The sequence below is a fragment of the Lysinibacillus sp. NPDC094403 genome (assembly GCF_050278745.1).
In the GTDB taxonomy this organism is placed as follows: domain Bacteria; phylum Bacillota; class Bacilli; order Bacillales_A; family Planococcaceae; genus Lysinibacillus.
In genome coordinates this window covers 79,656-94,642 of the sequence record NZ_JBNNTL010000001.1, presented here as the reverse complement: position 1 = coordinate 94,642, position 14,987 = coordinate 79,656, and the positions used below count along the sequence as shown (strand labels likewise).

16 protein-coding genes are annotated in these 14,987 nt (G+C 37.3%); 8 read left to right on the top strand and 8 right to left on the bottom strand.

Annotation, left to right across the window (positions count from 1 at the left end; translation table 11 throughout):
- The coding region (locus ACQKMV_RS00455; protein WP_427501901.1) for a hypothetical protein at positions 1 to 211 on the top strand (211 nt) is incomplete at its 5' end.
- A 60-nt stretch (positions 212 to 271) separates the two neighbouring features.
- On the opposite strand, the gene argS is transcribed toward ACQKMV_RS00455, so the two are convergent.
- Positions 272 to 1,939, bottom strand: a complete 1,668-nt coding sequence (gene argS, locus ACQKMV_RS00450) for an arginine--tRNA ligase (RefSeq protein WP_427501900.1) — start codon at positions 1,937 to 1,939, stop codon at positions 272 to 274.
- A complete protein-coding gene (locus ACQKMV_RS00445) occupies positions 1,939 to 2,370 on the bottom strand; it encodes a DUF1934 domain-containing protein (protein WP_427501899.1) in 432 nt (143 codons plus the stop codon). Before ACQKMV_RS00445 ends, argS begins: the two co-directional genes overlap by 1 nt.
- Positions 2,371 to 2,585: 215 nt before the next feature.
- Between ACQKMV_RS00445 and ACQKMV_RS00440 the strand changes: the two genes are divergently transcribed.
- Positions 2,586 to 3,518, top strand: coding sequence for a threonine ammonia-lyase (locus tag ACQKMV_RS00440; RefSeq protein ID WP_427501898.1), 933 nt, complete (start codon positions 2,586 to 2,588; stop codon positions 3,516 to 3,518).
- 49 nt (positions 3,519 to 3,567) lie between these two features.
- Here ACQKMV_RS00440 and ACQKMV_RS00435 read toward each other — a convergent pair whose 3' ends face one another.
- The 4 genes from ACQKMV_RS00435 to ACQKMV_RS00420 form a co-directional block, all read right to left on the bottom strand.
- Positions 3,568 to 4,326, bottom strand: coding sequence for a CPBP family intramembrane glutamic endopeptidase (locus ACQKMV_RS00435; protein WP_427501897.1), 759 nt, complete (start codon positions 4,324 to 4,326; stop codon positions 3,568 to 3,570).
- Positions 4,323 to 4,892 (bottom strand): TetR/AcrR family transcriptional regulator, encoded by a 570-nt coding sequence (locus ACQKMV_RS00430; protein WP_427501896.1) that lies wholly within the window; start codon positions 4,890 to 4,892, stop codon positions 4,323 to 4,325. The genes ACQKMV_RS00435 and ACQKMV_RS00430 overlap by 4 nt, the downstream gene beginning before the upstream one ends.
- A gap of 385 nt (positions 4,893 to 5,277) precedes the next feature.
- On the bottom strand, positions 5,278 to 6,030 hold the full coding sequence (locus tag ACQKMV_RS00425) for a CPBP family intramembrane glutamic endopeptidase (RefSeq protein WP_427501895.1): 753 nt from the start codon (positions 6,028 to 6,030) through the stop codon (positions 5,278 to 5,280).
- Between the two features lie 596 nt (positions 6,031 to 6,626).
- Positions 6,627 to 7,061: a winged helix-turn-helix transcriptional regulator gene (locus ACQKMV_RS00420; RefSeq protein WP_427501894.1), complete on the bottom strand. Its 435-nt coding sequence runs from the start codon at positions 7,059 to 7,061 to the stop codon at positions 6,627 to 6,629.
- 163 nt (positions 7,062 to 7,224) lie between these two features.
- On the opposite strand from ACQKMV_RS00420, the gene ACQKMV_RS00415 reads away from it, so the two are divergent.
- Together ACQKMV_RS00415 and ACQKMV_RS00410 are read left to right on the top strand one after the other, a co-directional pair.
- Positions 7,225 to 7,941, top strand: a complete 717-nt coding sequence (locus ACQKMV_RS00415) for a 3-ketoacyl-ACP reductase (RefSeq protein ID WP_427501893.1) — start codon at positions 7,225 to 7,227, stop codon at positions 7,939 to 7,941.
- 274 nt (positions 7,942 to 8,215) lie between these two features.
- Positions 8,216 to 9,343, top strand: a complete 1,128-nt coding sequence (locus ACQKMV_RS00410; RefSeq protein WP_427501892.1) for a hypothetical protein — start codon at positions 8,216 to 8,218, stop codon at positions 9,341 to 9,343.
- A 261-nt stretch (positions 9,344 to 9,604) separates the two neighbouring features.
- Here the strand turns inward: ACQKMV_RS00410 and speB are convergent, their stop codons facing one another.
- Positions 9,605 to 10,477, bottom strand: coding sequence for an agmatinase (gene speB, locus ACQKMV_RS00405; RefSeq protein WP_427425968.1), 873 nt, complete (start codon positions 10,475 to 10,477; stop codon positions 9,605 to 9,607).
- A gap of 34 nt (positions 10,478 to 10,511) precedes the next feature.
- Between speB and ACQKMV_RS00400 the strand changes: the two genes are divergently transcribed.
- Together ACQKMV_RS00400 and ACQKMV_RS00395 are read left to right on the top strand one after the other, a co-directional pair.
- Positions 10,512 to 10,682 carry a hypothetical protein gene (locus ACQKMV_RS00400; RefSeq protein WP_427501891.1) on the top strand — a complete coding sequence of 57 codons (171 nt, stop codon included), beginning with the start codon at positions 10,512 to 10,514 and terminating at the stop codon, positions 10,680 to 10,682.
- A 166-nt stretch (positions 10,683 to 10,848) separates the two neighbouring features.
- Positions 10,849 to 12,903, top strand: coding sequence for a transglycosylase domain-containing protein (locus tag ACQKMV_RS00395; protein WP_427501890.1), 2,055 nt, complete (start codon positions 10,849 to 10,851; stop codon positions 12,901 to 12,903).
- A gap of 348 nt (positions 12,904 to 13,251) precedes the next feature.
- On the opposite strand, the gene ACQKMV_RS00390 is transcribed toward ACQKMV_RS00395, so the two are convergent.
- Positions 13,252 to 13,770 carry a YwhD family protein gene (locus ACQKMV_RS00390; protein ID WP_427425966.1) on the bottom strand — a complete coding sequence of 173 codons (519 nt, stop codon included), beginning with the start codon at positions 13,768 to 13,770 and terminating at the stop codon, positions 13,252 to 13,254.
- A 146-nt stretch (positions 13,771 to 13,916) separates the two neighbouring features.
- Here ACQKMV_RS00390 and ACQKMV_RS00385 point away from each other — a divergent pair, with 146 nt between their 5' ends.
- On the top strand, positions 13,917 to 14,102 hold the full coding sequence (locus ACQKMV_RS00385) for a 2-hydroxymuconate tautomerase (RefSeq protein WP_053484500.1): 186 nt from the start codon (positions 13,917 to 13,919) through the stop codon (positions 14,100 to 14,102).
- A 181-nt stretch (positions 14,103 to 14,283) separates the two neighbouring features.
- On the top strand, positions 14,284 to 14,952 hold the full coding sequence (locus ACQKMV_RS00380) for a class A sortase (protein ID WP_427501889.1): 669 nt from the start codon (positions 14,284 to 14,286) through the stop codon (positions 14,950 to 14,952).
- The last annotated feature ends 35 nt before the right edge of the window (positions 14,953 to 14,987 follow it).

Genomic DNA, 14,987 nt, shown 5'->3' with positions numbered 1-14,987 from the left:
CTTCGATGATTCTATCCGTCGCTTACGATTCTATCCGTCGCTTACGATTCTATCCGTCGCTCTTGCTATTTCTTCCGTCGCTTTGATGATTCTTTCCGTCGCTCTGGCGGTTCCTTCCGTCGCTCCCGATTCTATCCGTCGCTCTTGCTATTCCTTCCGTCGCTTCGACGATTCTTTCCGTCGCTTCAACAACTCAGCTCTAATTATCTAATCCATTTCAACACAAAAAACCCCCGGCACATTATTGTGCCGGGGGCTAAACAGACTGTTATTACATTTTTTCTGGTGCAGATACGCCGATTAAGCGTAGTGCATTAGCAATTGTTGTACGAACAGCAGTGATAAGGGCTAAACGAGCCTCTGTTAGCTCTTTATTTGAAGCGTCTAACACTTTTTCAGCGTTATAGAAGCTGTGGAATGCAGCTGCTGTTTCTTGAATATAGTTGGCGATACGGTGTGGTGTACGGTGCTTCGCAGCATCTGCTACCACTTTCGGGAAGTCGCCCACTTTTTTCAGTAAATCAATTTCTTTTTCTGCAGTTAACAGTGTTAAATGATCTGTTGTTGCAGCAAAGCCTTGCTCACTCGCTGAGCGTAAAATTGAAGAAATACGTGCATGCGCATATTGTGCATAATACACAGGGTTTTCATTTGATTGAGATACAGCAAGGTCTAAGTCAAAGTCCATATGCGAATCGCCTGCAGTTTTCACGAAGAAATAACGTACTGCGTCTAGGCCAACCTCTTCTACAAGCTCACGCATTGTAACAGCGTTCCCTGTACGTTTAGACATTTTGAATTTCTCACCGTTTTTATAAAGCTGAACCATTTGGATGATTTCTACTTCAAGCGTATCACGGTCGTAGCCAAGCGCCTGAATAGCAGCCTTCATACGTGGGATATAGCCGTGGTGGTCAGCTCCCCAAATATTAATTAACTTATCGAAACCACGTACAATTTTGTCCTCATGGTAGGCGATATCTGGAGTCAGATATGTGAAAGAGCCATCATTTTTAATTAACACGCGGTCTTTATCGTCGCCAAATGTTGTTGAACGGAACCAAGTAGCACCGTCTTCTTCAAATACATGACCATTCGCTTTTAGTTTATCTAACGCTACTTCGATTTTGCCGTTTTCATATAGTGAAGTTTCTGAATACCACACATTAAAGTTTACACGGAAGTTTGCAAGGTCTGTTTTTAACTTGTCTAATTCTAACGCTAAACCATGTTGACGGAAGAATGCAAAACGTTCTTCATCAGTTTTAGATAAAATTGCATCGCCATGCTCACTAGCTAGTTTACCAGCGATTTCAATAATATCTGAACCGTGGTAGCCATCCTCTGGCATCTCAGCATCCATTCCTAAAGCTTGCTTATAACGCGCTTCAAGTGAATAAGCTAAGTTATTAATTTGGTTACCCGCATCGTTAATGTAGTACTCACGAGAAACATCGTAACCTGCCATATCTAGCACATTACATAATGAATCCCCTACAGAAGCTCCACGTGCATGACCTAAATGAAGATCACCTGTTGGATTTGCAGATACGAATTCAACTTGAACTTTTTCTCCTGCGCCAGCATTAGAACGGCCGTAATCAGCACCTTGCTCTAGCACTGCTTTTACTACACCTGATAGGAAATCTTTACGTACAGTAATATTCATGAAGCCTGGGCCAGCAATATCGATCTTCTCAATATCTGTACCTGCTGTGTCAAGATTTTCTAAAATAGCTTCTGCAATGGCACGAGGTGGTTTTTTTGCTAATTTCGTTAATTGCATAGCAATGTTTGTAGCATAGTCCCCATTTGCTTTATCCTTCGGTGTTTCAAGGTGAATATTTAACTCTGTGCCAGCTTCTACTAAGCCAGCTTTTTCAACAGCCTGCGCAATTGCTACTTTAATGGCTTGTTGTACTTGTTCTACTGCGTTCATCATTGTACCTCCGTAAATGTAATGTCTAATGTATAATTGCCAACGGATTGCCCACCCATTAGTAAATCGTACTGTACATGGAAATCTCCGCTTACTGCCTGTTTTGTAAACGTCATATTTTTCGTGTGTATGACGAGTGGCATTGAACCGAACTCACTTTCATAATGACCTATTTGTTGTTCAATTATGTTAAGTGGTAGTCGCATCTTTACTGCTCCGGCACGCATAATTAATGCCTGTTCATTGCCTAGCTTCATAGTTGTGCGGATGGTTTTATCCTCCTGCACCTCTTCATATTTCAAATACATGCTTCCTGCTTTTTCAAGTAGCTGCCCTGTCAGCCACATTTCATAACTTTCGGACTCCCCATCAATCGGGCGAATCGTAGAAATGAGCTTAATGTTCACCTGCGATCTTGCTTCGTTGGCCATTATGGACGCTCCCTTTTATTGTTTTTACTATAACCTTTTTATTATAGGATGAATACTCATATTTTTTCAAGATAGAAGTAAGTATTCTATCCGATATGGCAGTAATTTGTCAATAATCACTTTACTATTTAACATTGACAAAAATCCCCTGAAAATCTACAGTCATGTTATGAAATTAGAATTTTCAATCAATTAACCGGAATGAGGGTTGCTGTATGTTAACAATTGAACAAATTCATGCTGCAAAACGAAGAATTTCATCTTATATATATGAAACGCCTATGATTCGATTAAATGGGCTCGATGAACTTTTAGGATGTCATGCCTACATAAAAGCCGAGAATATGCAAAAAACCAACTCTTTCAAACTTCGTGGGGCTCTTAATAAAATGCTATCCATGCCGTTAGAACAATTGCAAAAAGGCGTAGTTGCTGCTTCCTCGGGTAATCATGGCAAAGGCGTTGCCTACGCTGCCAAGCTCCTAAATATTAAGGCAACAATTGTCCTACCGGATTCAGCTCCTACCGTGAAGGTTGATGGAATACGTGCCTTAGGTGCAGAAGTTGTGCAGTGTAAGCTGGCAGAAAGACATGTTCTAACAGAAAAACTTAGTCGTGATCATGGCTATTGCAACATACACCCTTATGATGATTACGATATTATGGCAGGACAAGGAACAGCAGGTTTGGAAATATTAGCACAGCTCCCTGATGTCGATACTATAGTTGTTCCTATTGGTGGTGGTGGATTAATTAGTGGCATTGCAACTGCTGTAAAATCCATTGCCACGCAAATCAAAATAATTGGTGCGGAGCCTGCTGTTGTTTCGCGTTATAGCAAAAGCTTAGAAGCTGGCGAAAGATTGCTTTTATCGGAACAAAAATCTTTAGCTGATGCCCTACTAACTTTACAGCCTGGAGAACGGAACTTTCCACTTGTTCAACAGCTTGTGGATGAGGTTGTAAGTGTAGATGAAGTATTGATTCAACGCGGGATGAAAACCTTACTCTCGGAGGGTAAAATTATCGCAGAACCTTCCTCTTCTATCGGGATTGGCGCTGCCCTGCAAGGAGCTTTACCTATTCATAAAAACGAAAAAGTGTGTTTTCTTATTTCAGGAGGTAATGTTGGATTAACACCTGAATAGAACTAGACAAAAAAGCATCCGCTCAAATTAATGAGTAGATGCTTTTTTGTTAAACATAGCTTTCCGTATTTTTTAATTTCATTGAATCCTTCTTAGTAAATAAAGCTCTCCAGAAATAAATCGCTAGACCAATTAACACTATACAATGGAAAACATAGATAGAAACAGCAAGTACATTTGGCTCACTGTCAGTCAAGAAAGCTATAAAATCGTGCATAGCATGCCAGATAATCGGGAAAATAATACTTTTTGTTTTTGCAACAATTTCTGCACAAACTAACCCAAAGAGGAATGCATAAGTTATTTGTAGTAATGTCATTAATAAATCAGCACCGGAAGCTAAATTTGCAAGATGTCCAATACCAAATAAAAATGAGGAGCCTAGAATAGCCACTTTTAGCCCTTTTGCTGATAAATATTTGAAAATTAAGCCTCGGAAAATAAGCTCTTCACAAAAACCAACTGCAATAACAAATAGAAGCAAAATAAATACATACTGCGCAGAAAAGCCATCTTTATCTGTAATACCATTAAGGAAAGCAATCAGCTCAGAAATAACAATCACAGCCATCCAAGCCTCGGCTTTAAATCTTCTAAATCCAAAATCATGGAACATGAATTTACTTTTTTTCATGATCCAAAGAGTAACTAGAACACCCGCTGTAGTGGAGATAAATTGAATCAAAAATATTGAGCTTAAGGTACTTATATTTTTGATTGTTATAATTGTCCCAGCTATAGCAGGAAAAACAAGTGCAAGCACAGTAAATAATATTGATAAAAGAATAGGTGAATTTTTCATTTTCATTTATTTTCTCCATTCAATAATTTTTGTTTAACGCCTTCATAAACCTCTTTTAAAATACCCTCAATTTCCGAGCTATCTAAATCGCAAGTATTCGTTGCACACATTGTCGCTATACCATGCGTAGTTAACCATATATCTATAAATAGGGATCTAGCAGAGGTTTGAGTTAATCCTGTTAAATTAGAAATTAATGCAATAATTCCTTGGTTTTCTACGTCATTTAATAAATCTGAAAAGCTCGAGATCTTATATTTATTAGATAGAAATAACAGCTCAAATAACTTTTTTTCTTCGCGAGCAAAGTTAATATAAGCTAACCCCATTCCTAAAAAAGAACTTTCTTGTAAGCCTTGAAACATTCTTTCGTTGTATAGATTGCCAGCCCTTTCATATAATGCATACTTCAAATCGTCCATACTCGAGAATAATCGAAATATAGGCTTTGTCGAACAACCTAACTCTTTTGCTAAATCTCTTGCATTCACACTATCAATGCCGCTCTTCCTAACCATTTCAAAAGCACAATCCATTAAAATTTCCTCTGTAAATCGCTCTTTTGGTGCCAAAAAAATTTGCCTCCTTTTAATAGGTAACATCCGTTACCTATAATGTAACAGTATTTTCCTTTCAGTGTCAATAAGGTATTCAAAAAATTTCCAAAGAAACAAAAAAAGCTCACTTTGTAAGTGAGCCACCTTTTTCAATAGCTATCGTGATAAACAAAGGTATCCTTGAAATGATTATGTTAGTCAAGTTTTAAAAGCAAGCGGGGCCATTACGCTTCCCCACTTTTAGCCCCACATTAATCAATTATGCCTCGGCATAATTGCACCCGGAGGTTTTAACTTCTTTCAGCGGGTGTTTGGATACCAGCTGAAGAAGTTAAATAAATTGTTTTATCTAGCACAGTACCAGTTCTCTTAGTGGATCCCATTAAACGTAACTTTCAGGCTACCCATTGTTTATGATTATCGCTCCCGACTTATCTTTCTTAGTAAATAAAGCTCTCCAGAAATAAATTACGAGACCTATTAACACTATACACTGAAAGACATAAATAGAAACCGCAAGGACATCCGGCTCACTTTTATCAGTCATGAATGCAATAAAATCGTGCGTAGCGTGCCAGACAATCGGGAAAATAATACTTTTTGTCTTTGCTACAATTTCTGCACAAACTAGCCCAAAGAGGAATGCAAAAATAATTTGTAGTAATGTCATTAAAAAATCCTGACCGGAAGCTAAATTTGCAAGATGTCCAATGCCAAACAAAATTGAGGAACCTATAATAGCCACTTTAAGCTCTTTTACTGATAAATATTTGAAAATTAGACCTCGGAAAATAAGCTCTTCACAAAAACCAACCGCAATAACAAATAGAAGTAAAATAAATACATACTGCGCAGAAAAACCATCATTATCTGTAATACCATTTAAGAATGGAACCAGCTCAATAACAACGATAACAGCCATCCACGCCTCTGCTTTAAACTTTCTGAATCCGAAATCTTGGAAAGAGAATTTACTTTTTTTCATGATCCAAAGAATAACTAGAACACCAGCTGCAGTGGAGATAAATTGAATCAAAAATATTGAGCTTATGCTACTTATATTTTTGATTGTTATAATCGCTCCAGCTATAGCAGGAAAAACAAGTGCAAGTACAGTAAATAATATTGATAAAAGAATAGGCGAATTTTTCATTTACTTTCTCCATTCAATAATTTTTGTTTAACGCCTTCAAAAACGTCTTTTTAAATACTTTCAATTTCCAAGCTCAAGTTTTGTCGAGCAACCTAACTCTTTTGCTAAATCCCTTACATTCACACTATCAACGTCATTCTTCCTAACCATTTCAAAAGCACAATCCAATAGAATCTCCTCAGTAAATCGCTCTTTTGGTCAAAAAAATTTGCCTCCATTCAATAGGTAACATTCGTTACCCATAATGGAAAAATTTTTTCCTAGCTATGTCAATAAGATATGTGAATCTAATCAAAAAGTTTCCAAAAAAATAAAAAAGCTGACTTCGTAAATGAGCTTTTTTCCTAAGAAGGCTTATTATCTCGCCTTATCTATTGAACCTGTAATGATTATGTTAGCCAAATACAAAATGGGGTTAAAAGTGAACTCATTACGCCTCCCCCACTTTTAGCCCCACATTAATCAATTACGCCTCGTCATAATTCCGTGACATCCGCCGAAGGCTTTAATTTCTTTCAGCGGGTGTTTGGACATCCACTGAAAGAAGTTAAATAAATTGTTTTACCTAACCTAAAATCATTTCACTTAGCAATTTGTTATATTTGCGACTGATGGTTCGCTTTCGTAGCTTCGCCATTTAAATCGTTTGAAATGACCTCTTTAGTGCTTTCTTGTTTAATTTGATCAATTCTCTTTTTCCCCCATTCATACATCATCTCAACGATTGGTAATAACGTCATCCCTAGTTCAGTCATTGAATATTCGACTTTCGGAGGAACTTCCGGAAACACTTCTCTATGAACAATCCCATCTTCCATCAGTTCACGTAATTGGTTTGTTAATATCTTATGAGATATTTTCGGAAAAAGTCTTTGAAGCTCACTGAAACGATGTGGCCCTTCTACACCTAAATGCCACAAAATAACTACTTTCCATTTCCCGCTAATGATTGATAAGGTAAGTTCCTTTTCACAATGGTAATCGTTATTTAATATTCTCACTTTTATTTCTTCTCTTAATTTATCTGACATAGAGCTAACTCCTTTTCATACAAGTAACTTTTAGTAACCTCCGCACCAAAAAGTGCACTCTTCACAATGTAGAAAACCATAGTAAAATGAGGATAGTCTTAAAGACAAATCTTAATCTATTTTTTCTTCTAAATAAAACATCTCATTTAAAGGAGCGAAAATCATGCAAACAATCGCAGGAAAAGTGGCGTTAATTACAGGAGCAGGGCGTGGTATAGGACGCGCAACAGCAGTTGCTTTTGCACAAGAAGGTATTCACGTAGGCCTTGTTGGACGTACTCTTGAAAATTTACAACAAGTAGCAGAGGAACTTAAACAATATGATGTGAAGGTAGCCATCGCTGTAGCAAATGTAGCGGATTTAGACTCTATCACTTCAGCAGTTGAATCAATTCGCGGTGAGCTTGGTGCTATCGATATTTTAGTAAACAATGCCGGCATTTCAAAATTTGGTAGCTTCATGGACTTAACGCCTGAAGAATGGACAAATATTATCGATGTCAACGTTAAAGGGGTGTACTACACAACACGTGCTGTATTACCTGAGATGATTGAACGCAACACAGGCGACATCATTAATATCTCATCAACAGCTGGTCAAAAAGGTGCACCAATTACAAGTGCATACTCAGCTTCAAAAGCTGCAGTTATCGGACTAAGTGAATCACTAATGCTTGAAGTGCGTAAGAAAAATATTCGCGTTACAACATTAACGCCAAGTACAGTTGCTACAGATATGGCTGTTGAACTAAACTTAACAGACGGCAATCCTGAAAAAGTGATGCAAGCAGAAGATTTAGCAGATTTAATGGTTGCACAGCTAAAACTTCACCCACGTGTTGTATTAAAACACGCTGGGCTTTGGTCTACGAACCCTTAATAGTACTAATATCAAGGCGCTATCTTATGGATGGCGTCTTTTTTTGTAGCTAGCTTATAGCTAACCCCACACCACCCGCTTCATTTCGAAGACCCTACTTATTTTATCCAGCCTAAATTCCCTTCCATTTAACATTCATCCCCGTGAAAAGTTTAAGTATTGATCTATACTTCCAACCATTTAAAAATTTTTTCTAACTTTAATAAACTTTTTATAATTGGAAAGACGTCTAATAATTAGTAATTCAACCATTTAAATAAAAGGAGAAATAATTATGAAAAAAACAATTAAAAAATCTTGGATGATTGTATCAGCACTAACAATAGGAATGGCTGTCTTCACACCACATCAAGCTGAGGCAAAAACAGCAACAACAACAACAAAAACAACAAACGAAATAACTGTTAAAGTTGAGCAACAAATTAAAGGAACTATTAAAAGCGTCTACGGAGATAGCATCACAATTAAAGGCAAAGACGGCAAAAACTATTATATCGGAATTCAGGAATTTTCAGATGAGCAATTAGAAAAAATGAACTTAAAAGAAGGTCAGGAAATCTCTGTAGAAGGTAGTTTAGTACAAGATTATTCAGACTTCTATACGTTTGACGTATACAAAAAAAGCTTACCTAAAGAAATAACAAAAGAAGACTTAGCAAAATTAGAAAAGTTGTTTAGTCAAACGAAGAAGTTAGAAAAAGAAGAGAAATATGATGAAGTAGAAAAAATTAGTCTTGAAATGGATAAAATCACAAAGCCATATATTTTAGCTAGCTGGGTACCTGCATCCTTTGAAGAGTTCATTGAACAGTATGAATTTAGTGAAAAAAATATAGTTATTAAAGAAAAAGATCAAAAACAACTGAAAGATATTTATCAACAGTGGATAAAACTGGAGAAATCCGGTAAAGAAGAAAACGCACAAGAAAAATTTGATGAATTCCAGAAGGTTCTTCAACCTTACTTAGATGTTCTAAATCCACCGTTAACATTTGAAGAATACATCTCAGATTTGGAATTAGATATCCCTGCTGAAGCCATGCCAAAACTAAAAACTTTATACAATGATGCAAAAAAAGCTGATAAAGATAAAAATGATCAATTATCTGAAAAGCTATGGGGTGAATTCGATGAAATGATTAATCCTTATTTTAAGCCACTTAGCTTTGAAGATTACTTGTCTAACTTTGATTTCGAAATCAAGGCAAATGATCAAAAAGAATTAAAAAGGCTTTATGAAGAAGCAACAGCTCTTGATAAAAAAGGTGACTATGAAAAATCTAATGAAAAATGGGATGCTATCGACAAAATTTTAAATCCATATTTTGAAGCAAATAAAGAAATACTAATCTCAGCTTCTAAAGTAACGATAAACGGTAAAGTTTATATTTCAAAACATTAATAAATATATTTTGGGGTAATCCAAAAAGTCATTACACAATGATTTAGGGATTACCCCATTTCTTGTCTCCTAAAACATTCTTAACGATTGCTTATACAGGCATGCGTAAAGGTATAGCATTAGGGCTTCAATGGCGGAATACGACTTTATCAAACAAAACGATTACCTATCTGTATTTAGTCAGAGTTTAAAGGAAAATGGGGCTAGCTCATAGCTAAACCCCATTCTAACCGCTTCATATCAACCTTTATAATGCCTAACTTATTTTACCCAGCCCAATATCATTTCTCTTAGCAATTTACTCGCTGTATTCGCTGTCATTTCTGATGAGTCATAGATTGGTGCTACTTCAACTAGGTCAAAGCCAACTACATTGACATTACTTGCTGCAATTGCATGGATTGACGCCAGTAATTCTTTTGATGTGATGCCTCCGCAATCTACTGTTCCTGTACCTGGCGCATGCGCTGGATCAAGTACATCTATATCTATCGTAACGTAAACATTACGTCCCGATAAAGATGGTAATACCTCTTTTAATGGCTCTAGCACTTCAAATTTTGAAATGTGCATGCCATTTTCCTTCGCCCATTCGAACTCTTCCTTCATCCCTGAACGAATACCAAATGAATACACATTTTTTGGTCCGATATGTTCAGCAATTTTACGAATAGGAGTTGAGTGAGAAAGTGGCTCCCCTTCATATTCTACACGTAAGTCTGTATGTGCATCGAAGTGGATAATTGCTAGGTCATCATACTTTGCTGATACAGCCTTCATAACAGGCCACGATACTAAATGTTCTCCACCCATACCTACAGGAATCTTGCCATCTGCTAAAAGCTTCTCGATATACTTTTCAATTTCATCTAAAGAACGCTGTGCATTCCCGAATGGTAACGGTATATCTCCTGCATCAAAATATTTCACTTCTTCTAGCTCACGGTCTAAATATGGGCTATATTCTTCTAGACCAATCGATACTTCACGAATACGTTGAGGACCAAATCGTGAGCCTGGACGATAACTAACTGTCCAGTCCATTGGCATACCGTAAATGACTGCCTGAGCATCCTCATACGTAGGATGACTTTTTATAAAAACATTTCCTGAATAAGCTTCATCAAATCTCATTACTAGACCTCCACTTTTATTAGAATTAATTCTATTGAATTCATTTTTATCAGTTCATCACCTTATCCCAATGAAATCTGTTTTAATAACTGTCGATGATGAACCTTTTTACCATTACTCTATTATGGGCTTACAGGATTGTAATGAAACCTCTATCCTTGTATCCTCGTATACATTATTGGAACGTCTAGCAAAATTCGATTAAAATCTACAAGGTAACATTCTTTTGTCGAACGCTAGCATTTCAAACAGTACAAAAAAAGTATAGATGTTTTTGAATAAAGTGCAATAGTTTTTACCAATAATTTCGATTAAATATGGATGTTCAGACACATACTATACGCAAGTGTGAGAAAACGAGGTGAAGTCGGATGAAGAGAAAAAGCTATCAACGTAAGCAAAAACGTTCGAAGCGTACACGTAAAGCACTTACCCTTTTTGTCGCCTTTACATCTGCAATTGTAGTAGCATTTATAGCTTTACGTATCTATGTTCAAGTGGCTGGTGCTCCGCCTTTAACCGTACCTAAAGCCTCTATTTTCTTAGATGAAAATGACAACCAGATTGGGGATCACTTTACGAATGAACGGCGTTATTGGGTTAGTCTTGATGAGATGTCTCCCTATTTAATGAAAGCAGTTGTCGCTGTTGAGGATAAAGACTTTTATAAGCATCGCGGTTTTGATTTTTCTCGTATCGCTGGTGCATTATTAGTTGATCTTAAGGCTGGAGGTAAGGTGCAAGGAGCAAGTACAATTACTCAACAATATGCTCGAAATCTATATCTTTCACATGAAAAATCTTGGACACGAAAATTAAATGAAGCATTGTATGCTTATAGATTAGAAGTTTTTTATGATAAGAATGAAATATTGGAAGGCTACTTAAATACTGTCTACTACGGACATGGTATGTACGGCGTAGAAGCAGCTAGTCGATTTTATTTTGGAAAATCTGCAAAAGATTTAACACTTGCTGAAGCAGCAATGTTAACAGGGGTTCCAAAAGGGCCAAGTATTTACTCCCCTATTGCCAATCTAGAAAAGGCAACTAATCGCCAACACGTTATTTTAAAATTGATGGCCGATCAAGGAGCTATTACGCAAGATGAAAAAACACGTGCAGAAAATGAAAAGCTTGTCTTAAAGAATGATAGCTGGGTAGCAACAAAATCTGTAGCACCATTCTTCCTTGACGTAGCATGGCAAGAGGCTAGTGAAATTTTGAAATCACAGAATCTCGACATTAGTGAAGGTGGCTGGACTATCCAAACAACTCTTAATCTAGAACACCAAAAGGCAGCAGAAGAAGCTGTAGCCAAACATATGCCTGCTGATGACCTGCAAACTGCTTTTGTTAGTATGATACCCAAAACAGGCGCCGTTACTGCATTAGTTGGAGGCCGTGACTATTCTGCAAGTTCATTTAACAGAGTTACACAGGCAAAACGTCAACCAGGATCAACAATTAAACCTATTTTATATGCAGCAGCTTTAGAGAATGGCTATACACCATTAACATATTTAAATGTAGGTGAGACAACTTTCACTTATGATAAAGGACGTGCCACATATTCACCAAAAAACGTTAACGGCAAATTCGCAAATCATGATATGTCAATGGCACAAGCTATTGCTATTTCTGATAATATTTACGCAGTTAAAACTTTAGAGGAGATTGGATTTAAAGCATTTCATGAAATGGCTAATCGCTTCAACGTGAATATCGGTACGAAGGACAATTTATCCATCGCGCTTGGCACGACTGAAACAACGTTATATGAAATGACGAATGCTTATAATATTTTAGCATCGCAAGGTCAAAAAACTACGCCTACTACTATTGTTTCTATTAAAAATGCTAATGGCGATACCATCTACGAAAATAAAGAAGTTGATAAAGAAGCTGAGACAGTTCTCTCAAAAGAAAATACGTATATCTTAACAGAAATGATGACGGGTATTTTCGACCCAGTCTTTAGCGATTATTCTCCTGCTACAGGGATTAGCATTCGCTCTCGCATGACGCATACGTATGCAGCAAAATCTGGCTCTACAAATAGCGATCAGTGGTTGATTGGATTTACACCTAGCTTAACCGCTGGCGTGTGGAATGGCTATGACCAAGGGAAAAATCTAACGGCAAAAGAAGATACTGCATCTACAAAGCAAATTTGGATTGACTTTATGGAGGCTGTCAATAAAGGAACAAAGAACGAGGATTTCGCAAAGCCTAAAGGCGTTAAAGGTGTGGTCGTCGATATTGAATCAGGAAAGTTAGCGACAGATGCCTGTCCTAAACAGCGTCTCGTATATATGGATGCTAAAGATGTACCAACTGAAAAATGTTCAAACTTTGATATTCTCGATACCAATACGTGGGGAAATTTTTGGAACATGCTCCCATTCTCCATTTTTAAAAATTAACTAATCCTGTGGAACCTTTATCAGCTATAAACGTTTTAACTAACGAAGGCTCTCGACAAAGTAACAGACATATACGAAAAAGAAAAGCTTTCTCTTCCCCGGAGCCGTGTCCGTGGGAACAGAAAGCTTTTCTTATTTATGGTTCGCGAAGTAGATGAGCATCATGGGGCATTTGGCTTGGGTTTGGGTTGTTCAAATGCCACATAGCGCTCATCACATTCGCAGAACCAAGTGTCCTAGCTTACTAAAATGTAAGCTCTGAATCAAGTTTACTTTGTTTCAAACCTACTTTCAACCTTATATCGAAAGCGATTGCAAAATGTCACAGATTGTTCAATCATTGTAGGTCTATTTAACAAATAAATCTTGACGCAATTGCTCCTCACTACGTGCCCACAGATCCGGATTGAGCTCTTCTAGGAAAGAAGCTAGCACTTTTTTAGATGGTGCATCCATATGTTCTACAATAATATGACGCTTCATAGATTTATCCATTTTATTCACATGATCAGCTAAAATTTTATAGCCACGACGTTTTTCTCGATTGACTACCATTTCACACGCAGTTACACCTGCATAGTAAGGTCCATCCGCTTTATGGTCTATCGTCACCCAAACCAGCCAATATGGTCTCCCACCTTCTGAATCAGCACGATCTGTCGTAAATTTAATACCTCGTTCCACATCACTGCGAGCATGCATAGCACCAATTTCAACTGATGCCGTCCCTTCTTCTATATCGATAATGACTGGCGATACGTTTTCAAGTGAAAGCGAACCGATACCAAATCCCTTATGTCCGTCTGTCGGGTCATTTTTAATAATAGTAAAGCCCATTTTTTGTTTTGGTTTTTCTTCATTTTCCATACTCTAACTACCTCCATTCTGCTATTATAAAAGTAAGCGCATTAGCGTCGTAATAAACGCGACACCGGCATTGCGCAAATGCCAAGTAAGAAGTTTATACTTTCTTAACTAACTATACAACATTATTCAATAAAGGAGGCAATATTATGCCATACGTGACAGTGAAAATGCTTGAAGGTCGTACAGAAGAACAGAAACGTGCACTAGTAAAAGAAGTAACAGAAGCCGTTTCTCGTACAGTTAATGCGCCACCAGAAAATGTAACAGTTTTCATCGAAGAAATGTCTAAAAACCATTACGGAGTTGCAGGCGTACGTTTCAGCGATAAATAAAGATTAGTACGGGTAGAGCATCATAAAGCTCTACTCTTTTTACGTATAGAAGCTTTACGAGTGCTTTACAACGTTTGGAGTGCTGTAATTGCCTTGTTATCGCCGTTTCTCGGTTTTAGCGGCGGAACTCGAACCTTCTACCGGCAACTCGTAATTTCAATACTAGGATGTGATCTATGAAATGAATAAATTTAAACTGTCACTACTCATTTGTATGCTCATCATTGGCCTCCTACTTATTTTTATTAATCCCATTCAAAATGCAATTATCGCCCATTTGAGTAAACAATTAAATACCACTGATTACAGTGCAGAAGATATGGAAAAAAACAATAGTTTGGATGCCGATTTTGAATTTGAAGCTGTGCAATCTTTATCCATTGCGGAAGTTTTAAAAGCCCAAACATCCGCAAATAAAATGCCTGTCATTGGTAGTATCGCTGTCCCTAGTGTTGGTATGAAACTTCCTATCGTCAAAGGAGTTGGTAATGCCTCTCTTGCAGTCGGAGCAGGCACTATGAAGCCTAATCAAAAACTTGGACAAGGAAACTACGCATTAGCAGGTCATTACTTTGAGGAAAAAGATATTTTATTTGGCCCCTTATACAAAGCGAGCATAGGAGATACGATTTATTTAACGGATTTAACGAATATTTATGAGTATAAGATAACGACCAAGGAAATCATCGCTGCAACAGATGTTTACGTTATTGATGACATCCCTGATAAAACTATTTTGACCCTCGTTACATGCGCTGATAAAGGTACGAAAAGACTGGCCGTTCAAGCAGATTTTGTCGAGCAATATCCATTTGATGAAGCACCTGCAAAACTATCAGAAACTTTTTAGAATAAGAAAAGCCCCAAGATTTCACGATCTTGGGG